At 39.0% G+C, this 20,070-nt stretch carries 16 protein-coding genes; 6 read left to right on the top strand and 10 right to left on the bottom strand.

Annotation, left to right across the window (positions count from 1 at the left end; genetic code table 11):
• Window positions 1–47: 47 nt before the first annotated feature.
• The 5 genes from EOK74_RS19360 to EOK74_RS19340 all read right to left on the bottom strand — a co-directional run bounded on the left by EOK74_RS19360 (window position 48) and on the right by EOK74_RS19340 (window position 6,659).
• Window positions 48–881 carry a mechanosensitive ion channel family protein gene (locus tag EOK74_RS19360; RefSeq protein WP_133471763.1) on the bottom strand — a complete coding sequence of 278 codons (834 nt, stop codon included), beginning with the start codon at window positions 879–881 and terminating at the stop codon, window positions 48–50.
• 242 nt (window positions 882–1,123) lie between these two features.
• Window positions 1,124–1,675 carry a DUF2780 domain-containing protein gene (locus EOK74_RS19355; RefSeq protein WP_133471762.1) on the bottom strand — a complete coding sequence of 184 codons (552 nt, stop codon included), beginning with the start codon at window positions 1,673–1,675 and terminating at the stop codon, window positions 1,124–1,126.
• 183 nt (window positions 1,676–1,858) lie between these two features.
• Window positions 1,859–2,917: an efflux RND transporter periplasmic adaptor subunit gene (locus tag EOK74_RS19350; protein WP_205964741.1), complete on the bottom strand. Its 1,059-nt coding sequence runs from the start codon at window positions 2,915–2,917 to the stop codon at window positions 1,859–1,861.
• Window positions 2,914–6,339, bottom strand: a complete 3,426-nt coding sequence (locus EOK74_RS19345) for an efflux RND transporter permease subunit (protein ID WP_133471761.1) — start codon at window positions 6,337–6,339, stop codon at window positions 2,914–2,916. The genes EOK74_RS19350 and EOK74_RS19345 overlap by 4 nt, the downstream gene beginning before the upstream one ends.
• Before the next feature lie 23 nt (window positions 6,340–6,362).
• The gene (locus tag EOK74_RS19340) at window positions 6,363–6,659 is read right to left on the bottom strand and encodes an ArsR/SmtB family transcription factor (RefSeq protein ID WP_133471760.1); all 297 of its coding nucleotides are present in this window, start codon (window positions 6,657–6,659) and stop codon (window positions 6,363–6,365) included.
• 126 nt (window positions 6,660–6,785) lie between these two features.
• Here EOK74_RS19340 and EOK74_RS19335 point away from each other — a divergent pair, with 126 nt between their 5' ends.
• Window positions 6,786–6,974: a YgaP family membrane protein gene (locus EOK74_RS19335; RefSeq protein ID WP_133471759.1), complete on the top strand. Its 189-nt coding sequence runs from the start codon at window positions 6,786–6,788 to the stop codon at window positions 6,972–6,974.
• A 3-nt stretch (window positions 6,975–6,977) separates the two neighbouring features.
• Window positions 6,978–7,322, top strand: a complete 345-nt coding sequence (locus EOK74_RS19330; protein ID WP_133471758.1) for a rhodanese-like domain-containing protein — start codon at window positions 6,978–6,980, stop codon at window positions 7,320–7,322.
• Between the two features lie 26 nt (window positions 7,323–7,348).
• On the opposite strand, the gene EOK74_RS19325 is transcribed toward EOK74_RS19330, so the two are convergent.
• The 4 genes from EOK74_RS19325 to moeA form a co-directional block, all read right to left on the bottom strand.
• Window positions 7,349–7,786, bottom strand: coding sequence for an MOSC domain-containing protein (locus EOK74_RS19325; protein WP_133471757.1), 438 nt, complete (start codon window positions 7,784–7,786; stop codon window positions 7,349–7,351).
• Window positions 7,787–7,800: 14 nt separating this feature from the next.
• Complete coding sequence (locus EOK74_RS19320; RefSeq protein ID WP_133471756.1) at window positions 7,801–8,676, bottom strand: hypothetical protein; 876 nt, start codon at window positions 8,674–8,676, stop codon at window positions 7,801–7,803.
• A 28-nt stretch (window positions 8,677–8,704) separates the two neighbouring features.
• Window positions 8,705–10,057 (bottom strand): MATE family efflux transporter, encoded by a 1,353-nt coding sequence (locus EOK74_RS19315; protein WP_133471755.1) that lies wholly within the window; start codon window positions 10,055–10,057, stop codon window positions 8,705–8,707.
• Between the two features lie 104 nt (window positions 10,058–10,161).
• The gene (moeA, locus tag EOK74_RS19310) at window positions 10,162–11,382 is read right to left on the bottom strand and encodes a molybdopterin molybdotransferase MoeA (RefSeq protein WP_133471754.1); all 1,221 of its coding nucleotides are present in this window, start codon (window positions 11,380–11,382) and stop codon (window positions 10,162–10,164) included.
• Between the two features lie 348 nt (window positions 11,383–11,730).
• On the opposite strand from moeA, the gene EOK74_RS19305 reads away from it, so the two are divergent.
• Window positions 11,731–12,993, top strand: coding sequence for a PepSY-associated TM helix domain-containing protein (locus EOK74_RS19305; RefSeq protein WP_133471753.1), 1,263 nt, complete (start codon window positions 11,731–11,733; stop codon window positions 12,991–12,993).
• Between the two features lies 1 nt (window position 12,994).
• Here the strand turns inward: EOK74_RS19305 and EOK74_RS19300 are convergent, their stop codons facing one another.
• Window positions 12,995–13,855, bottom strand: coding sequence for a TraB/GumN family protein (locus EOK74_RS19300; RefSeq protein ID WP_133471752.1), 861 nt, complete (start codon window positions 13,853–13,855; stop codon window positions 12,995–12,997).
• Between the two features lie 401 nt (window positions 13,856–14,256).
• On the opposite strand from EOK74_RS19300, the gene nirB reads away from it, so the two are divergent.
• From nirB to EOK74_RS19285, 3 genes are read left to right on the top strand one after another with little or no spacing between them, the layout of a single operon-like run.
• Window positions 14,257–16,851: a nitrite reductase large subunit NirB gene (gene nirB / locus EOK74_RS19295; RefSeq protein WP_133471751.1), complete on the top strand. Its 2,595-nt coding sequence runs from the start codon at window positions 14,257–14,259 to the stop codon at window positions 16,849–16,851.
• An 11-nt stretch (window positions 16,852–16,862) separates the two neighbouring features.
• On the top strand, window positions 16,863–17,210 hold the full coding sequence (gene nirD / locus EOK74_RS19290; RefSeq protein ID WP_133471750.1) for a nitrite reductase small subunit NirD: 348 nt from the start codon (window positions 16,863–16,865) through the stop codon (window positions 17,208–17,210).
• Between the two features lie 3 nt (window positions 17,211–17,213).
• Window positions 17,214–19,979, top strand: a complete 2,766-nt coding sequence (locus EOK74_RS19285) for a nitrate reductase (protein ID WP_133471749.1) — start codon at window positions 17,214–17,216, stop codon at window positions 19,977–19,979.
• Window positions 19,980–20,070 lie beyond the last annotated feature (91 nt).

Below are 20,070 nucleotides of genomic sequence, written 5' to 3'. Positions count from 1 at the left end.
AAAAAGGTGTGCAATAACTTGCACACCTTTCTTATTATTAGATTTGCTTATGCACTTTCTTGAAACATATGCACATCGCGCTGAGGGAATGGAATAGTCAAACCTTCCGCCTCTACTGCTGCCTTTAAAGCTGGGCGCAGAGCAAAATTTAGTGTCCAGTAATCTTCTGTTTTAGCAAATGCTCTTACCAAAAAGTCTACTGAGCTAGAGCCTAAGTCAACTACTTCTACAATGTTACCTTCTTCTTGTAATACGCGTGGATCAGCTTTTAATACTGCTTCCATAGCCGCTTTACCTTTTGCAATATCATCGGAGTAAGAAATACCAATGGAGATCTCTACTGCACGTATACTGCTTTTTGTGTAGTTTGTAATGTTGCCATTTGCTAGAGGTCCGTTTGGAACAATAATGATACGTTTATCAAATGTTTCAAAGGTTGTGACAAAAATACCTATATCGGTAACCGCGCCTTCTAAACCTTGAGCCCCTACATAATCACCCACCTGAAACGGACGGAATATAAGGATCATTACGCCACCAGCAAAGTTAGATAAACTGCCTTGCAATGCTAAGCCAACAGCTAAACCCGCAGCACCTAAAATAGCGACAAATGAAGTTGTTTCTATACCGACCATAGAAGCAACACTAATCACTAATAATACTTTTAAGATTACCTCAAAAATATTAGTTAAGAATTTTGCTAGAGTTTCGTCAGGTAAGCCTTTTATTGAATATTTCCGAACTACATCACTTAACTTGCTGATGATCCAAAGTCCAATTATTAAAACTAAAATTGCTAAAATAAATTGGGTTCCATATTCAGTACCTAATGCAATGGCCTTATCGTAAAATACTTGAAGCTTCTCATCTAAATTTTCCATAAAGTTTCCTTTTCGAGTTAAGTCTTTGGGTTAATAAAGTAATTCTTTATCAGGTGATAATTTGGTCCCAAGATAAAAACGCTATTTTAAATGGTTTTATCGGCTAGTTTATATAGTTAATTAGTCTCAATTGTGAGTAAAAGACAGTACACCAAGTTTAGATGAAGATAGGTAAGGAGAAGGAAGTAAATAAATCAAGAAAACCTATCGCCTAGATTAATGGCGATAGGTTAATGTAAACATTATATAGACAGTGAACTAAGACCTTCTTGTAAAAGGCTTTTCACTTGTTGTCCTTGCTCGGTGTCTAAGTAAGCATAAGCACTTTGTATAACTTTAGAAACCATGTCCGCGTCAAGACCGAGTGATTCAAATTGCTTTTGTAACGTAGCAATTCCACTAAGGGTGTCACTATACTCAGTCGCTTTGCTAAGCATTCCACCAAGACCACTAGAGCCTTCACTGTCACTGCTATCACCAGTAATGGCAGGAACAGCAGATAAAAGCGTGTCTAGGCTAGGTAGCGAATCAGTAATAGTTGAGAATTGTTCAGTGGATACATTATCTTTGGCGTAATCAAAAATTGAACCCAAACTGCCGGTGGCTTGAGACTCAGTAATACCTAAAGAGTCAGAAACGGAGCTCACCATATCGGTAACACTAAGTGAACTAGATGTGGTTTCAGATTTACTGTCAGTAAGTAAGCTTTTTGCAGAGCTTAGCAAATCTTTTCCCATACTTGCAGATGAGAAGGAAAGGGCACCAACAAAAACAAGTAATGCAGAAAATTTCATATTAAAATCCTATTGTGTTAAAAATTTTTCGTGAATAATAAACGTAACTATCCACATTAGTTAAGCTATTTTTTCTTAAATACTCGTTATTAAGACTAAAGTTATATAAAAATCTATTTTGGCTAGAGAAATCAAATCAATTGTGCAAAAAATAAGGAATTTTACGCCTTGTTTGGAAAACTTTTATTCTGCAAACTCTGTAATTATGTCACCCATGGCTAACCCTGAGATAACTTCAACCTTGCCGTCATAAGACTCTCCAACTCGAATAAATCGTCGGCTTATATTACCTTGGTTATTCACCCATACTCTATGTAATTGCCCATAACTTCTGACATACTCGGATGGAATTAAAATTATACGCTCCTCTCCAATAGGAATAAGTAATCTAGCAAACATACCAGGTCTCTGGTTTTCATCAAATGGAATGTCAGCTTTTACAACAAAACTATGGGCATTTGGATCTGCTGCTGGAACTAACTCAGAAATCGTAGCAATAGACTGTAGCCCTAAACTATCGATATTAACTGACAATTTTTGACCTAATTTTAATTTTAACGCAACTAATTCTCTGACGTTAGATTCAATTATTAAAGAACTAGGATTATACAAAGCAAGGATAGGTTGGCCTGGGGTGGCTATATTTCCAGGTTCCGCGCTTCTATCAACTATTCGTCCTGAAAATGGCGCTAAAATACGACTATAGCCCAATGATGTTTCTGCCACTTCTTGACCTTGTTCTGCTGTATGTATTTCACCTTGCAAACGTGTAAATGTTGCTTGTGCTTGGTCTAAATCTGCAGTTGAAGCTAACCCTTGCTGTTTTAGTTTTTCAATTCGTTTTAAGGTGTTTTGTGCTTCTTTCATGTCACCTTGCAATGAATCTATTCTTGACTTCGCTTGCGCTAATTGGCTGGTGAGTTCACTGTTTTCAAGTGATATTAAAAGATCGCCTTTATTGACAATATCGCCAGCACGAACGTGAATGTTCTCAATTCGAGCTAAGATTCGACTTGAAATTAGAGTGGTTTCTCGGGCTTTTAAACTTGCAGGCGCAGATTCATATTTAGGCACTAAAGTAGCTGTAACTTTAAATGAGGCTTTTCCGTTATTTGTAGGGCCCGTTACTTCGTGAGGTTTGATTTTGTCAGTAAATAGACCTGCCATCCATGCAATGGACAGAGTTAACACTATTATGGCTATGACTGGCACTATGGCTTTTCGAAGAATATTTGAACTCATGCTTGGCTCTCCTGAGTTGAATGACTTGCTAGTTTTATATGGGGAGTTTCTTCATTAGACGCTGTGGTTTCTTTATCAAATACTAAAAAGTACACCATAGGAACCACTAATAAAGAGAAGAAAGTGGAGGCGATAATGCCAAAAATAATAGCTAGGGCAAGGCCACTAAACACTGGGTCAAGAATGATGACGATATTACCTAGCAAAGTAGTACCCGCGGTTAATAAAACAGGTCTCATACGCACAGTTCCCGCTGCAAATAATGCTTCTTTTATGGTGTTTCCATTGGCTCTAGCTAAGGTTATAAATTCCACTAAAATTAGTGAGTTACGCACTACAATACCAGCCAGTGCAATCATTCCTATCATAGCTGTTGCGGTAAATAATACCGGGTCAGGGGCATTGCCAATCCAGCGTTCACCAAATTGATTCATTAACCAAAATCCTGGCATGATGCCGATTATGGTTAACGGTATGGCAGACATAATAATTAGTGCTAAAGCGCTACTAGATATCTGCCAACGTAACACTATAAAAATTCCTACTAATGCAAACGCAAAAGCGATACCCATATCCCGGAAAACATCAATTGTAATCAACCATTCTCCTTCGCCACCAAACTCAATACTAATACCCTCAGGGATCGCCCATTGAATACCTGCACCTGAGTTTAAATAGGTTCGTGTTTGCCAACTGTTTTTTGGCTGCTTATTCGGTATATCATTGTTTAATGTATCTATAGATTTAGCGTTATTGGCCTGTATACGATCAGCGCTAATGTCGGCTATCACTTCTGCTGGTGTGCGCCCAGATAGCTCCGCTGTTACATAGATTACCGGTCGTAAATCTTTATGTAATATTGGTTGGCTAACTTCAAATGTTTGCCATTGACCCAATTCCGCTAGGTTTACAATGGGTTGGGGCGCTGGCTCTAATCCCACACCAGCATCTTGCTGAGCAACGCCAGTTATTCCCCTTAGGGATAGGCCATCAAAATCACTGGTTTGGTTGGCTTTATTAAAAGGCAGTTTTAACTCAATTTCTAGAGGAGTGACTTCATTTTCAGTTTGTAATATGCCAGCGCTAACCCCTCTAGCTGCAATGTCTATGGTTTGATTAACATCAGCAGTAGAAATACCAGACAAAGCTGCTTTTTGCTTATCTACGATAAAACGGGCTATTTCTTGGGGGGCGGTGATACTCGAATCTATTTCCACTACATAGGGCTCTTTCGCTAAACGTTGCATAAGTGTTTGTGCCGCCTGTTGTTGGCTAGCTAATTCAACAAAAGGCTCAGCATATATTTCGGCTACAAAGGTACTTAATACAGGTGGTCCTGGTGGGACTTCTACCACTTTTATGTTAGTGGCTTCAGTTTGCAAAGGGGTGAGTAGCTCTCTTAACCTTAGCACCACACCGTGGGATTGCTGCTCACGTTCATTTTTGTCGAGTAAAATTAGCCTAACTTCGGCTTGGTTGGGTGAGTTCCTCTGATAGTATTGGCGTACCATGCCATTAAAATCCATAGGTGACGCTTCACCTACATAGGCAGCAAGGAGCGCCACTTCAGGTAGAGTTTTAGCGATTTCTATGACTTCCTGAGTCTTAGCCGCACTTTGTTCTAAAGTAGCTGATTCAGGTAAATCTATTAAAAGCTGTATTTCATTTTTGTTATCAAAGGGTAATAACTTTAAAGGCACAGCACGAAGTAGTGGTAATAAACTAGCAGCGATAAATAAACCTAACACCACATATAAACCAAATTTAGCTCTAGATTTATTGGCTATCAGTGGCCCTAAGAGACGTTTATAAACAGATTCTGTATCAGTGTTTTTTACTTCCTGAGGCTTAAGTAGATGTGACGCTAACCAAGGAGTAATAAAAAAGGCAACAACACCAGACAATATTACACTGATAGGAACATTGAACGCCATTGGGGCCATGTATGGCCCCATCATACCGGTGATAAAAGCTAAGGGCACAAATGCCAATATGATAGTTACAGTAGACATAATAAGAGGTGAGCGTATCTCAGACATAGCGTCTACAATGCGTTGGGTTTTGTTTTTTTGACTATTTGATAAATTTAGAAAGCGAGTAATATTGTCGATGCCCGTAATAGGGTCATCTACTAATAAACCTAAAGACAGTATTAAAGCAAATAGCGTCACCCGGTTAATACTATAACCAAGCATTAAATCTAAAAGCAAAGTAAGCCCGTAACAAACAGGTACTGCCATACCCACAACAATTGCAGCTCGCCAGCCCAGAAATATGCCAATAAACACCACTACAGTAAATACCGCAAAGGCTAAACTGGAACTTAGATTATTAACCTTTTCGTTTGCTGTTTGACCATAGTCTCTAAGAATTTTGTAATCAATTTCTGGCGGAAGAAAGCTTGCTTTAAGCTCGGCCATTTTGCTTAATACATCATCTGCTACCCGTACAGCATTTGTACCTTTTTGTTTGGCAATGCTAATAGTAACCATGGGGTTTGCTTGTGTGCTAAGAACTTTATCTGAGGGGCTGGTACTATTCTGTATAGCTTGATGACTATACTCAAGCCACTGATAAGAGTTCACTGTTTGTTGTGAGTCTTGGATTTTGGCAACATCTTGTAATATTACAGACTTACCATTGATCATGTTAACCACAAGGTTATTTAGCTCATCTATACTACGGATCACATCGCCTGATTCAATCACTACAGCTTTTGCACCCATGACTACAGTTGAAGATTGATTGAGCTGATTAGAACGTGTTATTGCACTATAAACATCTAGCGCACTGGTTTGATAAGCTGCTAGCGCGGTAATATCTAACTCAACTTCAATTTTACGAAGCCTGCCACCAATGATATTCACTTCGCTGGTATTTTCTAAGCCCTGTAATAAAGTCGATATTTCCTGACTTATTCTACGTAAAGCAACATCATTATATTTTTGCTCATCACTACTTACTAAACCAATCATCACAATCGGAATATCGTCCACTTCAACGGGTTTTAATATCCAGTTGCTTACCACTGACGGTATTAAATCTTGATTTGCATACAGTTTGTTGTATGTATTGATAAGGGCATTTTCACGATTTTCTCCTACAAAAAATCGCAGTACTACCGATAGCTGCCCATCCAAAGAGGTGGAATAAACGTGTTCAACACCAGCTATTTGAGTCAATAGCTGCTCTAGAGGAGTGGTTACTTGCCGCTCAACCTGACGAGCCGATAAGTTTGGGACATCCACCAATACTTCAATCATAGGTACTACAATTTGCGGCTCTTCTTCTCTGGGCGTTGCTTGCAATGCTATAACACCGGCGATAAGGGCAAATAAAAATAAAAACAGTGGTAAACCCCGATTTAATAATGCGTAACGTACAGCATTATCAAAAGGGTGAGACTTTAATGAATTATGCATTTTACAGCTCCATCATGAAGGGCTTATACGTCACAGAAGAATTCGTACAGTTTTTCAATAATTTGCTTAACACGAGTATCAGTGACTGAATAGTAGATACTTTGAGCGTCTCTTCGTGTTTCTACTAAGTTATGTTTACGTAATACAGCCAAGTGTTGTGATAGTGCTGACTGTCCTAAAGGAATGTTTTGGTTTAACTCAGAAACGCTGCGCTCCTCATTCATTAAAGTACATAAGATCATGAGTCTATTTTTATTTGCCATTATTTTTAAGAAGGCTTCGGCATTACCAGCGTTACTAGACAGTTGATTCAGATCCAATTTTATAACCTTATCTTTAGTTTTAATCATGCCATTATAAATATTATATAAGAAAATGCTAATATTAGTTGACACTAATATTAGCAGGGTCTAATGTATTATCAAATTTGAAGTTGGAGAGTGAAAATGAAATTACATGCTGCTTTACGATTAATTGCAGGGGCAATGCTCTTAATATCGTTAGCGTTAACCCATTGGGTCCATCCAAATTGGATATTTTTCAGTATTTTTATTGCCGCTAATTTAATTCAATCAGCATTCACATTATGGTGTCCTATGATTACCATTTTAAAAAAATTAGGTGTTCAGGAGTAAAACATGCTTAAAGGCATTGCAGATTTAATTTTTGAAGTAAAACAAAATATTCGCTGTATTGATGCAAAAACTGCTGCTGAGGAACGAGCAGAAAATAGTGGATTATTGATTGATGTTCGTGAACCTGCTGAGCACCAAGCTTTTCCAGCTGAAGGAGCGATTAATATTCCAAGGGGATTGCTTGAAATGAAAATGATGGAGCTTGAGAAAGATCCAACAAGAGCAATCTATTTACACTGTGCAACCTCTGCTCGTGCCGCTCTGGCTGCGGAACAATTACAAAGAGTTGGTTATGAAAATGTGACTGTTATTACTTGTAAGATGGATGAAATCCAACGATGTTTTTAGGAAAAACCAGTAGGAAATAGTAGTATTTAACCTACAATTTGTATTTCATCACCTATTTTGACCCTACCATCAGCGATTACTTGGCAACAAATTCCACCTCGCCAGTTTGGTATAAGAGCCTGAGTCAAGCCTAGGTATTGTTGATCCATTCTTGGGCAAGGGTCGGTTTCTCGGGTAATGATTAATATCAAAGGGCCTATCTTAATTAGTTTTCCGACCATATCTTTATTAAAACTAACGCCAGAAACTAATAGATTTGCCCGCCGGGTTGTCCATGGAAGGTCAGCCTCTATTTCAGTGCAAGTTATGTCCCACTGCTCTTGACTTAAAATAGTTACCTGACGTTTACCAGGTTTGCCTCGAAAATCGCCATTTAGTCCCGCAACTCTAGTGACCATCACTTCACTCAACGTTTTCATTGGCCCTTTAGATACCTTTCTAATGGCAATATCGGTTAACTGCATAGTATTAAAATCATTTAACCTTGTTGTAGTGTTTCAGTAATAAATCTAGTTCGAATAATCTCCTTAACATGCTCATGTTCAGCCCTTGGAGTGAAGTCTAAAATGGCATTTAAAAATTCGTCTGAACTATAGAGTTTTTTTAAAACTTGATTTACACGGGTTATAAAATCTTGGCTAGTAGCAGTGTTGTTACACATTATTCTGCCAAACATATATGGGCGCGAGCCTTTGATAGGATAAGACCTTAAGGTTTTTGCCTCTTCAGGAAAATGAAGAAATACAGTAGGGTAATATATAATATAATCCACTCGCTTTTTTAAAAACATACCAAGAAAGGCTTTATTAGGGCTTTCTCCTGAGATCATTATTTTTGAAATAGGATTAATCTCTTTAATTTGCTGGTCCAATTCGAAGCCGTAAGACTTACCTGACATTAACAGTAAATTAGCATCGTTGGTTTTATCATTAAAAAAGTTGCTAACTGATAATAATCTGCCTTCGTTATCTAAAAACCTTTCATCAATAGGTTTACTGGATTTATGTTGATACAGTTTAACCCCAAGGAAAATGTCTGTTGGATAACTAAAAATATATCGATTCGTTCTTTCTGGCGTTTTTAGGTGATAGAAAGTACAGGTTGCCTGTGTAGAATCAAGAAAGTGTTTCATTCGTAGATGTGGGATTAAAGAAATTTGAGGTATCATTTTGATTTCATTAAAAATTAATTGATAAGTAGCCTCATGCATATTTGTAGGCTCACTATCATTTTCAAAAAATGTTTTAAATGAATCAGAATCAATGATGAAGTGTATAGGTGCTGAATTTACAAACCCAGTTACACATAATATAAAAGTGACAATTAAGACTCGCAGCAAACTTGAGAAGTTCATAAGTGATTTACTACCTTGCATTTAGTTTTTATGCAAAATCATTTAATTGATATTTTTGAATATACCGCAACCTTAATCCTAATAAAACGGCTGCAGTTGTTAAGCCACAAATAAAACCAATCCAAAAGCCAGCTGCAGCCATTTTAGGGACTATCCAGTCGGTTAATCCTAAAATACAGCCTGTAGTCATACCCACACCCCAATACGAAATAAAGCTGAGGTAAAACATGGCGGCAGTATCTTTATAACCACGCAATGCGTGGCCAGATATAACTTGTATCGCATCAGAAAACTGAAACATTGCGGCAAACAATAACAAGCTTGATGCGAGGTCGATTACTTCTTGATCAATACTATAAAGCCTTGATATTGGGCCTCGTAATATAATGGTAATTAAAGCGGCGAATACTGATGTGCAAAAACCTAAGGTAAAGGCACATTTTATAGCTAGCTTGGCTTGTGCTGGTTTTTGCTCTCCTAATAGAAACCCTATGCGGATACTAGCGGTGATACCTATACTAAGTGGGATCATAAACATTAAAGCTGAAAAGTTTAATGCCACTTGGTGGGATGCCACAATAGTAGCGCCAAAAGGGGCTAATAAAATGGGTACTGCAGCAAATAAAGTCACCTCGCACAAAATAGTCAAGGCAATAGGAAGACCTAACTTTAGGTTACTCCACATATCAAGTAGGTGAGGGCGATAGACTTTTTGATATAGAGCAAATTTAGCTAATTTACTCGACTTTAAAGTATAAAACCAAGTGGCGAATAACATGGCTACAAACACTAATCCAGTAGCAATACCGCAGCCTGCGCCACCCATTTCGGGTAGTCCAAGCTTTCCATAAATTAGTACATAGTTTGCGGGAATATTAACCAATAACCCAATTACCATAATAAGCATGCTGGGTTTAGTAACAGAAAGACCTTCACAGTAATTTCTAAGCACTTGATATACAGCAAATGCCGGCATTGAATATAATACGTATTGAATGTAATCGATAGTAATACTGCGTAATTCGGCGTCCATGTCAATAAACTGTAATAAAGGTGTAAACCCAAAAGAAAACAGCAGGGCAAAGGCAGAAATACCTAAGGCTAACCACACCATTTGTTGTGTAACATTAGCTACTTTATCTAGTTGTTTAGAGCCATTAAAACGAGAAATTATTGGCGGTAAAGCTAAGGTTATTCCTTGTAAAAAAACTAAAATAGGAAAAGTAAAACCAAAGCCAATGGCGACAGCAGCCATATCTGTAGCAGAATAGCGCCCAGCCATAATGGTATCTGACACACCCATTAAGGTTTGGGTAATTTGCGCAATTAATAGTGGCCAAGCAAGTTGGATAATAGTTTTAAGTTCTTGTTTAAATACCACTGATGTCTCTTTAATAAGTGCAATTAAAACCTCAGCATAAAATATCTTCTACATTATTTTTTATGCTGAGTTTCTGTGAATATGATTAGGCTAATGTTTGCTAGTTAAAACGGTTGAATTTTGACTGTATTGCCTTGTTCCAGATTACCTGAATCCTGACCTAATAGTATATAACAGTTTGCATTGGCAATTGAACTCATAATACCTGAACCTTGCTTGCCGTTTGGTTTAACGACTAACTCACCATTGTCATCACGATAAAATATGCCCCTTTGATAATCAGCTCGTCCCGGGCGTTTGTAAATAGTACAAGCCGCTCTAGCGATGAAGTAAGGGCGTTCTTTAATTTTTGCGCCACATAATTGATTTAATAATGGCGTGACTAAGGTTTCAAAGGTGACATAAGAGGATACTGGGTTCCCAGGTAAACCGCAAAACAGTGCGTTGTTCAATTGTCCAAAAGCAAAGGGCTTGCCTGGTTTAATCGCGACTTTCCAGAAATTGATTTGTCCGAGTTGGTCTAGTATTTCTTTTACATAATCGGCCTCACCAACTGAAACTCCGCCGCAAGATATGACCAAATCACAATGGGAACCTGCCTGTTCAAAGGTGGTTTTCAGTTGTTCTTTATTATCTTTGATAATACCGAAGTCAAAAATTTCAACGGCAAAGGTACTTAGCAAAGCGGTAAGTGCATAGCGGTTACTTTCATAAATAGCCCCTTCGACGAGTGCTTCCCCTGGTGGAGTCAGTTCATCGCCAGTGGCAATCAAGCCAACCTTGACTCGGCGAATAACTGCCACCTCAGATATTCCAATTGATGCAATTAAAGCTAGGTAAGCTGGGGTAAGTTGGGTGCCTTTCTCAATTACCACTTGGCCTTTCTTTATGTCTTCTCCGGCCCTACGAATACTGTTTCCTAACTTTGGTATTTGTTGAAAAGTAACTTGTTTATCGTGAATGTTAGTATTTTCTTGCATCACAACAACGTCTGCACCTTCCGGAATAATCGCACCTGTCATAATCCGCACACATTGGCCAGCAGATACTTGAGCATTATAAGGAGCGCCAGCTAGAGCAGTGCCTACCAAGGTAAGCTGATTGTTTTCGATCAAATCTTTATGGCGTAACGCGTAACCATCCATAGCTGAATTATCAGCCGGGGGAACGTTAATTGTTGAGATTATGTCCTCTGCCAAGACTCTTTCTAAGGCTTCTTCAATATCCACCCATTCACTTTCAGATACGGGGTGAACATTTTTAAGCATATTTGAAATAGCAGCTTGAATGGGTAACAGGCCAGGAGTTTCACAGGAGTGGAGCATTTTTAAATCTTAATTTATCTAAGGTGTAACATGGCATTACTATCGCAAAAATCAGCTGGGAGAGATAGCTATTTTCAAAGTGTTTATTATGCATTTTTTAGGGCGGCTTTAATCAATAACTTGTAATTATAAATCTTCGTAATTACTATTCCCTCGATTTTAATGCTAGCCAGTAAGTGTATGTTTAAAGTAAAAATACTTGGAAAATTGAACCTATTGTAGTTACTTTGTTTTACTCCGAGGAGCTTTAGTGAAAGTGATGGATACTTTCAAGATATCTCCCTAAAAGCTCGTTGTTAAGCTTCGTTTTCAATTTTTAAAGGTAGTCATGTCCCTAGGTATATCAAGATGAAGCAAAGGCAATGGTTTAACTTACATCATTGGGTGGGCTTTCAACTGAGCATTTTATTAGTTTTTGTGATGTTTACAGGAACATTGGCGACTATTTCTAAAGAATTAGACTGGTTAACGAATAGCGCCATTAGGGGTAATTCTATGCTTTCAGAAGAGCAAAAATTACCATGGGCAGATTTAATGGTTTCGGCCACTCGTGCTTTTCCATATGCTACATTTCAAAGCATCGAACGCCCTAATCCCGCTTGGCATAATGTAAAAGCCATGGCGCTAAATACGAAAGGTGAACGGTTCTATATCTATTTAGATGCTAAAACAGCCGAAGTACAAGGGACAGGCGCTAGGTTTAATTGGCAGCGCTTTTTTCGGCAAGTGCATCGACATATGATGTTGCCTGTTAAAGTTGGCGTTAGCATAGTTGGGATGTGTGCGTTTGCATTACTGACGCTATTGATTTCAGGGTTGTATAGTTATAAAAATTGGTGGAAGCGCTTTTTTACACTCCCTAAATATCAGCCTTTTTATACTGTTGAAATGTCAAACAACCCAAGAGTTGTGGCTGCCAAAAAGCGTAAATTTTGGAGTGACCTGCATAAATTTTCTGGGCTTTGGTGTCTATGGTTTGTTTTGCTAATTGCAGTAACAGGCACTTGGTATGTTGTTGAACAGTGGGGAGGGGGCATTAAATACCCAAAACTTTACAATTCAAAAGTACATACTTTAGAAAGCAATACTCAAGTAATTTTAAATAAGTACTCCCCAGTAGCGGTAAACAAAGCGATAGAGACAATTCATGAAAGCCACCCAGACTATCTTATAGAAGAACTAACATGGTCTAAAACGCCTCCTTACCTGTTAGGTATTGAAGGGCAAAATAAAGCATGGCTAGTGAGAGGTCGAGCTAACAAGCAAGAGTTTGACGCCGTTAATGGTGATTTTATAGCAGGTAGACAAGCGCAGCAGTTAAATTGGCATTTTAGGGTGTCTGAAGCGGCAGACCCGTTACATATGGGGCGCGTTTGGGGCTGGAAAAGTCGTTATATATGGTTTGTATTTGGAAGTATATTAACAGGATTAGGTATATCAGGCGTGTACATGTATGGACTTCGTTTAAAGCAGATGATCAAGTTACCAGGAAACCAAAGCCATAACATCATGAAGGTGTTATGGCATCATTACCTCTGGCTGAAATGGCCAAGTATCTTATTAATATTAGTGTGCTTCGGTTTAGTAATTCCAGAACTGCCAATTCACTGAATTACAGTTGTTCAACCGAATAGCCTTTAGCTTTTAATTTAGCTAAGACGCCATCAGGACCAGATAAATGAAGTGCACCAACCAAAATTAATTCTTTAGGCTCGTCATCTAGCATACTGACTATTTGGGGTAGCCAGTTATTATTGCGGGTGGCAATTAGGTCATCGTAAATGCCAGGGTAATCAGCTTTAAATGGCGTGATCCCCACATCTGCCATAGCTGACATATCGCCTTTAAACCAAGCTTTGTGAAGCTTACCAAAGGTTTCTTCCATAGTTGCAATATCTTTAAGGGTGTAATCAATCATTGCACTTGGATCTTCATTTCCCATATTAGCTAAGAATTGCAATTGTTCATCTGGTGTTTCAAGCCAGGCTTGTGGTTTATTGTTCGTAGTTGCCATTTTTGAATAAAATACATCGACCCCTTCACTGGTGTAACCCATGGCATTGAGTTCCATCAAGCTCAGTGTAATAGCTATCATGCCAGGTTTATAAGCAGCCAATGCTTGAATAGGTACGCCTTTTGATGATAAAAATACCACTAGTGCTTGATAGGTATCTGCATCTAATACTTTATCTATGGTTGTACCATCACTGTATGTCATTAAGCTCATCATTTTCTGTGCAAATTCAGCTTGGCTAACGGCCACCATATCTGTTTCAAATACCAACTTATTACTGTTTTGGTAAGCAATGTCATATTCTTTGGGTAATGGGTAGTCATCAGGGGTTAATATATGAATAGTCCCCCCAATATATAAACTGTGAGTTTTTGATGAAACTTTCCAAACCGATGCAGCGTGAGTATTGAATGTGAATAGGAGTAAAGAGATGCTAAATAAGGTTCTAATAAACGTCATGTAAAGTTATGCCCGATGGCTCATGTATTTTGTTGTTGCAAGAGAATACTGTTTTTATTGCCCATGCGCCAACTCAAATGAGCAACTTCTTGAATAACTATATTCTTAGTAAATGCTGTTTATTAATACCCGCACTTTTTGTGCGCCAATATGGTGCTATTGCACTATGTTGTCAGAAATATTGCTTCATTTAATGGAGCGGATTTTTATAAGCTGTTGTTTTTTATAGTTATAAAAGTTGGCATTCTTAATGCTTAGTAAAAATTATAAAATTAATTTAAATTCGTTTGCTTTACATAAAAGCGTGTAATTGCAAATCGGCAAAGAAGCCCACAAATTCGTCAAATTTGATGAATTTAGTGGGTTTTTTTTTGCTTCAAAAAAAGGCCAGAGGTGACCCAATGTCAAGTTTGATAAATGCAAATGACGCACAAAAAATGCGAGTAGTGGTGGTAGGTAATGGCATGGTAGGTCATTACTTTGTTGATGAGTTAATCAAGGCGAATAAAGCTGATGATACTCAGATAGACGTAACGGTTTTATCAGCCGAGCCAAGGTTGGCATACGACCGTGTGCATTTATCAGAGTACTTTAGCGGTAAAACCGCTGACGAACTTGCCCTAACAACGCCAGAATACTATGAGCTAAGTAATATAAAGTTTAAGTTGAACGCCAAGGTTATCAACATTAATAAACTTGCTAAAACCGTTACCACTGAATCAGGTGATGTTTTTGAATATGAAAAATTAGTATTATCTACTGGTTCTTACCCATTTGTACCGCCTATCCCTGGGAACGACCAACCCCATTGTTTAGTTTACAGAACCATTGAAGATTTAGAAAACATTAGTGCGTCATCTGCTGTTAGCAAAGTAGGTGTGGTAGTAGGTGGTGGCTTGTTAGGTTTAGAAGCAGCCAATGCCCTTAAAGAAGCTGGTTTACAGACGCACGTTGTAGAATTTGCACCTCAGTTGATGGCGGTACAAGTTGATGCCGGTGGTGGTCGTTTATTACGTAGCAAGATTGAAAATTTAGGGGTGCAAGTACATACCCAAAAAGCTACCCAGGTTATTGAGAAAGGTGACGTATGCCGTTATAAAATGGTGTTTGTAGATGGAACTGATTTAGAAACCGATATGATTTTATTCTCCGCGGGTATTCGTCCATCTGATGCCTTAGCCAGAGAGTTTGATATTGAGATTGGTCCTCGTGGTGGCATAGTGGTTAATGATCAATGTTTAACTAGCGATGCCGATATTTATGCAATAGGTGAGTGTGCCCTATGGAATAACTTTATCTTCGGATTAGTTGCGCCTGGTTACACCATGGCAAGAGCTGCAGCGAGCCATATCATAGGCGGAGATTTGACTTTCCAAGGTGCCGATATGAGTACCAAGCTCAAGCTAATGGGCGTAGAAGTAGGCTCAATTGGTGATGCCCACGCTAAAACTGAAGGTGCGCTATGTTACACCTACGAAAACCAACCTGAAGAAGTGTATAAAAAGATAGTTGTTGATGCCGAACAGAAGAAACTACTTGGCTCTGTATTGATTGGCGATACCAGTGATTACGATACCTTATTGCAATATGCTCTAAATGACATCGATTTACCTGCTAACCCAGAAAGTTTAATTTTACCTTCAACTGGTGATACGCCAGCCGGGTTAGGACCGGATGCCCTTCCAGACACTGCTACTATTTGTTCATGCCATAACGTTTCAAAAGGCGACATTATTGAGTCTGTTGACCAAGGTGCATGTGATGTGAGCTCTGTAAAATCTTGTACCAAAGCTGGCACAGGTTGCGGCGGTTGTGCAGCTCTACTTAAGTCTGTGGTTGATTGCGAACTTGAAAAGCGAGGAGTAGAAGTAAAAAAGGACATATGTGAACATTTCGCTTATTCGCGCCAAGAATTGTTTCACTTAATAAAGGTAGGCGGTATCAAGACTTTTGATGAGTTATTAGATAAACATGGTACGGGATTAGGGTGTGAAATCTGTAAACCAGCTGCGGGTTCAATATTCGCCTCTGTATGGAATGACTTTATTTTGGAACAAGATAAAGGCCACGTTGCGTTACAGGATACCAATGATACTTATTTAGGAAATATGCAAAAAGACGGGACTTATTCAGTTGTGCCCCGTATTCCTGGTGGTGAAATCACCCCCGATAAGTTGATTGCTATTGGGCAGGTTGCAAAAGAATACAACTTATATACCAAAATAACAGGTGGCACACGGATCGATTTGTTCGGTGCCCGAGTTGACCAATTACCAGGGATTTGGACGAAATTAGTCGCAGCTGGACTTGAAACTGGCCACGCTTACGCCAAAGCATTACGTACCGTTAAATCTTGTGTGGGTAGCACTTGGTGTCGTTTCGGCGTGCAAGATTCAGTAGGTAAAGCAGTTGATTTAGAAAACCGTTATAAAGGTCTACGTGCTCCCCATAAAATTAAATTTGGTGTATCTGGTTGTACCCGTGAATGTGCGGAAGCACAGGGTAAGGATATTGGTGTTATCGCAGTTGAAAACGGTTGGAACTTATACGTCTGTGGTAATGGTGGTATGAAACCTCGTCATGCTGATTTGTTTGCCACAGACTTAGATTCAGAAACCTTAGTTAAATACATTGACAGAGTATTGATGTTTTACGTGAAAACAGCAGACAGATTACAACGTACTTCAGTTTGGATGGAAAATCTTGAAGGTGGTTTAGATTATCTTAAGCAAGTGGTTATTGAAGACTCTCTAGGAATATGTGATGAGTTAGAAGCGCAAATGCAACACATTGAAGATACCTACCAGTGTGAGTGGAAAACAACTATTGAAAGTGAACAATCCCTTAAACGTTTCCGTCAATTTGTAAATAGTGATGACAAAGACATGAACATCGTTTTTGTTGAAGAGCGTGAGCAAATTCGCCCAGCTACCGAACAAGAAAAGCTGGAACTTAGCGATGAACAAGTTGAAAAACTTGCCACAGAATTGGTTTAAGGAGCTTAACAATGACAACACTAAATAATTGGGTAACCGTTTGTAGCGATGCTGATTTAGTTGCTAATTCAGGAGTTTGTGCCTTAGTTGAAGATCAACAAATAGCCCTATTTAAAATAAAAAGTGCAAATTATGAACAAGTTTTTGCAGTAAGTAACTGGGATCCTATTGGTAAAGCTAATGTGCTATATCGTGGTTTACTCGGCTCAGTTGCTGACTGTACAGTAATTGTTTCTCCGTTATATAAACAAAGATACTCTTTAGAAACGGGTGTTTGTTTAGATGATCAAGAGGTTAAGTTAAAGGTTTATCCTGTTCGTATTGAACAAAATCAAGTGCAGTTACAGTTGGTAGAATAATTTATGTCAACTAGCCCGTCTAAAGTTGAACAAGCAAAGGTCTGTAATGCATCTTTAGCGACTACAACTTGCCCTTATTGTGGGGTGGGGTGTGGTGTGGATGTGACTCTTGACACAAAAGGTAATTTTTCTTCAGTTACAGGTAGCTCAGATCATCCAGCAAACTTTGGTCGATTGTGTGTTAAAGGCAGTAAATTGTTAGAGACCAATTCACCGGAAGGGCGTTTGCTTACTCCTACCATAATGGGAGAGCAGGCCTGTTGGGAAGAAGCTATAGAGCACGTTGCCAAAAAATTTAATGAGGTTATAGCTGAGCATGGCGCTGATTCTGTTGCATTTTATGTTTCAGGACAGTTATTAACTGAAGATTATTATGTCGCTAACAAATTAATGAAAGGGTATATCGGTAGCGCCAATATCGATACTAATTCACGTTTATGCATGTCATCAGCCGTAGCTGCCTATAAGCGCGCGTTTGGTGCTGATGCTGTACCCTGTTGTTACGAAGACTTAGAGCAAACTGAGTTATTGGTGCTAGTGGGCTCGAATGCAGCTTGGACTCACCCTGTGCTGTTTCAACGTATAGAGCGTGCTAAAAAAATCAGCCCTGATATGAAAGTAGTCATTGTTGATCCTCGACGCACCGCCAGTGCAGAACTCGCTGACCTGCACTTGGCCATTAAACCAGGAACAGATGTCGCTTTGTTTAATGGTTTAATCCATTACTTGTGGAGTGAAGGTGGTTTAGATCGCGATTACATCAATACTTATACTCAAGGTTTTGATGGTGTTTTAGAGTCTTGTGAAACTTCAACCCTTATTGAAACTGCTAAGACCTGTGATGTCTCCGAGTCTGATTTAAGCAACTTCTATCAACTCTTTTTGCACACAGATAAGGTGGTTACCGCTTATTGTATGGGGGTCAATCAGTCCACGTCAGGTACTGATAAGGCTAACAGTATTATTAATTGTCATTTAGCCTCTGGCAAAATGGGTAAGGAAGGCTCTGGACCGTTTTCATTAACCGGTCAGCCAAATGCTATGGGTGGTCGTGAAGTCGGTGGACTAGCAAATATGTTGGCTTGTCATATGGATATTGATAATCCAGATCACCGCCACACAGTACAGACCTATTGGGACTCGCCGTCTATCCCAACTAAAGTAGGCTTGAAAGCCGTAGATATGTTTGAAGACATTAATCAAGGCAAGGTAAAGGCTGTGTGGATCATGGCTACTAACCCTATGGTGAGCATGCCTAACCGCCAAAAAGTTGCTGATGCGTTAGCTAAATGTGAGTTGGTGGTGGTCTCAGATTGTGTGCAGAAAAATGATACCTTAGATTATGCTCATATTGCATTGCCTGCTACTGGCTGGTCTGAAAAAGACGGTACAGTAACTAATACTGAAAGGCGTATATCAAGGCAGAGAGGCCTGATGCCTGCGACGGGTGAAGCCAAGCATGATTGGCAGATTATCTGTGAAGTAGCCAAAGCAATGGGCTTTGATTCAGGTTTTAATTTCAGTAAACCTAGCGAAATATTTGCTGAATATACAGGATTAACCTCTTTCAATAATAATGGTACCCGGGACTTAGATTTGTCTGGGTTATGTAACTTATCTGACAAAGATTATAATCGTTTAAAACCCATCCAGTGGCCTGTAACACTAGGTGGTAATGCTGAACAACCTAAGGGTACAAAGCGTTTATTCACAGATGGTCAGTTTTATACTGACAGTGGTAAAGCGCAATTTATAAGTACTAGTTATACGCCACCTGAGCAATTAACCTGTGACGATTTCCCGTTTGTTTTAAACAGTGGTCGTGTTCGAGATCAATGGCATACTATGACTCGTACTGGAAAAACCGCAGAGTTAACTTCACATATCGGCAGACCTTATTTGGCTATACATCCTAAAGATGCTGATAAGCTTAATTTAAAAGCCAATGACCTTGTAAAGCTTAATGCCGCTCATTTAACTAGTGGAGACTTAACCGTCTGCCTCCCAGTTAAGATAGACAATAACCAAAGACAGGGGGAGTTGTTTGCACCAATCCATTGGAGTGCAAGCAATAGCTCTAGCTCAAATATTGCAGCTTTGTATACTGATGCTAATGACGATATATCAGGGCAGCCAGAACTAAAGCATGCTGCTGTATCTCTTGAAAAAGTAGAATTTGCTCATCAAGGACAGTTGTTTGTGCAGCAAAACTTGTCTATTACACTTCTTAAGCAAGCGTTTGAATATTTTGTTACCACTCCATTTGAGAAAGGGACGCTAGTTTGTTTTGCTACCAATAAAGATTTAACTGCACTAAGGACTTGGCTAGTCAATAACTTCCCATTATTTGAGGAGTGGATTGGGGCTAATAGTCAGGTATTTAGCAGTACCTGTGGGTTACGTGAAGGGGAGTTAGTGCTTTCAATGGGCACAACTAATACTTCTTTAGAGCTAGACCAAAACTGGATCAGCAGTTTAATTGGTGAGCAGAATGTTAATCTTGAGCAATTGCATGGCTTGTTGAATTTACAGCCTGACGAAAGCTTTAAGCAGGGCAAGTTAATTTGTAGCTGCTTTAAAGTGGGTGAAAACACCATTATTGATGCAGTTAAACAAGGTAATTGTAGTGTGGACGGTTTAGGAGCCACTTTAAAGTGTGGTACCAATTGCGGTTCATGTAAATCTGAACTAAGCCAACTCATCACTCAACATAAGCCAAGTAAATTGCCTGTAGGTCAAGAGCAACTGATTACACTAGAGGCCGTATAATGAATACAAATAAATCAGTCGTTGATCAAGGTGTTATCATTTCGTTGCAGAAAGTATTAAATTTGATTTTTAGAAATATTGACATGCTTAC

The sequence above is a fragment of the Paraglaciecola marina genome (assembly GCF_004360155.1).
GTDB lineage: Bacteria > Pseudomonadota > Gammaproteobacteria > Enterobacterales > Alteromonadaceae > Paraglaciecola > Paraglaciecola marina.
Note: the sequence above shows the minus strand (reverse complement) of the source record. Positions and strands in the feature narration are given on the sequence as shown.

Bases quoted from the DNA above. Each gene is read 5' to 3' on its own strand.
- EOK74_RS19360 (WP_133471763.1), bottom strand. From the start codon at position 881: ATGGAAAATTTAGATGAGAAGCTTCAAGTATTTTACGATAAGGCCATT.
- EOK74_RS19355 (WP_133471762.1), bottom strand. From the start codon at position 1,675: ATGAAATTTTCTGCATTACTTGTTTTTGTTGGTGCCCTTTCCTTCTCA.
- EOK74_RS19350 (WP_205964741.1), bottom strand. From the start codon at position 2,917: ATGAGTTCAAATATTCTTCGAAAAGCCATAGTGCCAGTCATAGCCATA.
- EOK74_RS19345 (WP_133471761.1), bottom strand. From the start codon at position 6,339: ATGCATAATTCATTAAAGTCTCACCCTTTTGATAATGCTGTACGTTAC.
- EOK74_RS19335 (WP_133471759.1), top strand. From the start codon at position 6,786: ATGAAATTACATGCTGCTTTACGATTAATTGCAGGGGCAATGCTCTTA.
- EOK74_RS19330 (WP_133471758.1), top strand. From the start codon at position 6,978: ATGCTTAAAGGCATTGCAGATTTAATTTTTGAAGTAAAACAAAATATT.
- EOK74_RS19325 (WP_133471757.1), bottom strand. From the start codon at position 7,786: ATGCAGTTAACCGATATTGCCATTAGAAAGGTATCTAAAGGGCCAATG.
- EOK74_RS19320 (WP_133471756.1), bottom strand. From the start codon at position 8,676: ATGAACTTCTCAAGTTTGCTGCGAGTCTTAATTGTCACTTTTATATTA.
- moeA (WP_133471754.1), bottom strand. From the start codon at position 11,382: ATGCTCCACTCCTGTGAAACTCCTGGCCTGTTACCCATTCAAGCTGCT.
- EOK74_RS19305 (WP_133471753.1), top strand. From the start codon at position 11,731: ATGAAGCAAAGGCAATGGTTTAACTTACATCATTGGGTGGGCTTTCAA.
- EOK74_RS19300 (WP_133471752.1), bottom strand. From the start codon at position 13,855: ATGACGTTTATTAGAACCTTATTTAGCATCTCTTTACTCCTATTCACA.
- nirB (WP_133471751.1), top strand. From the start codon at position 14,257: ATGTCAAGTTTGATAAATGCAAATGACGCACAAAAAATGCGAGTAGTG.
- nirD (WP_133471750.1), top strand. From the start codon at position 16,863: ATGACAACACTAAATAATTGGGTAACCGTTTGTAGCGATGCTGATTTA.
- EOK74_RS19285 (WP_133471749.1), top strand. From the start codon at position 17,214: ATGTCAACTAGCCCGTCTAAAGTTGAACAAGCAAAGGTCTGTAATGCA.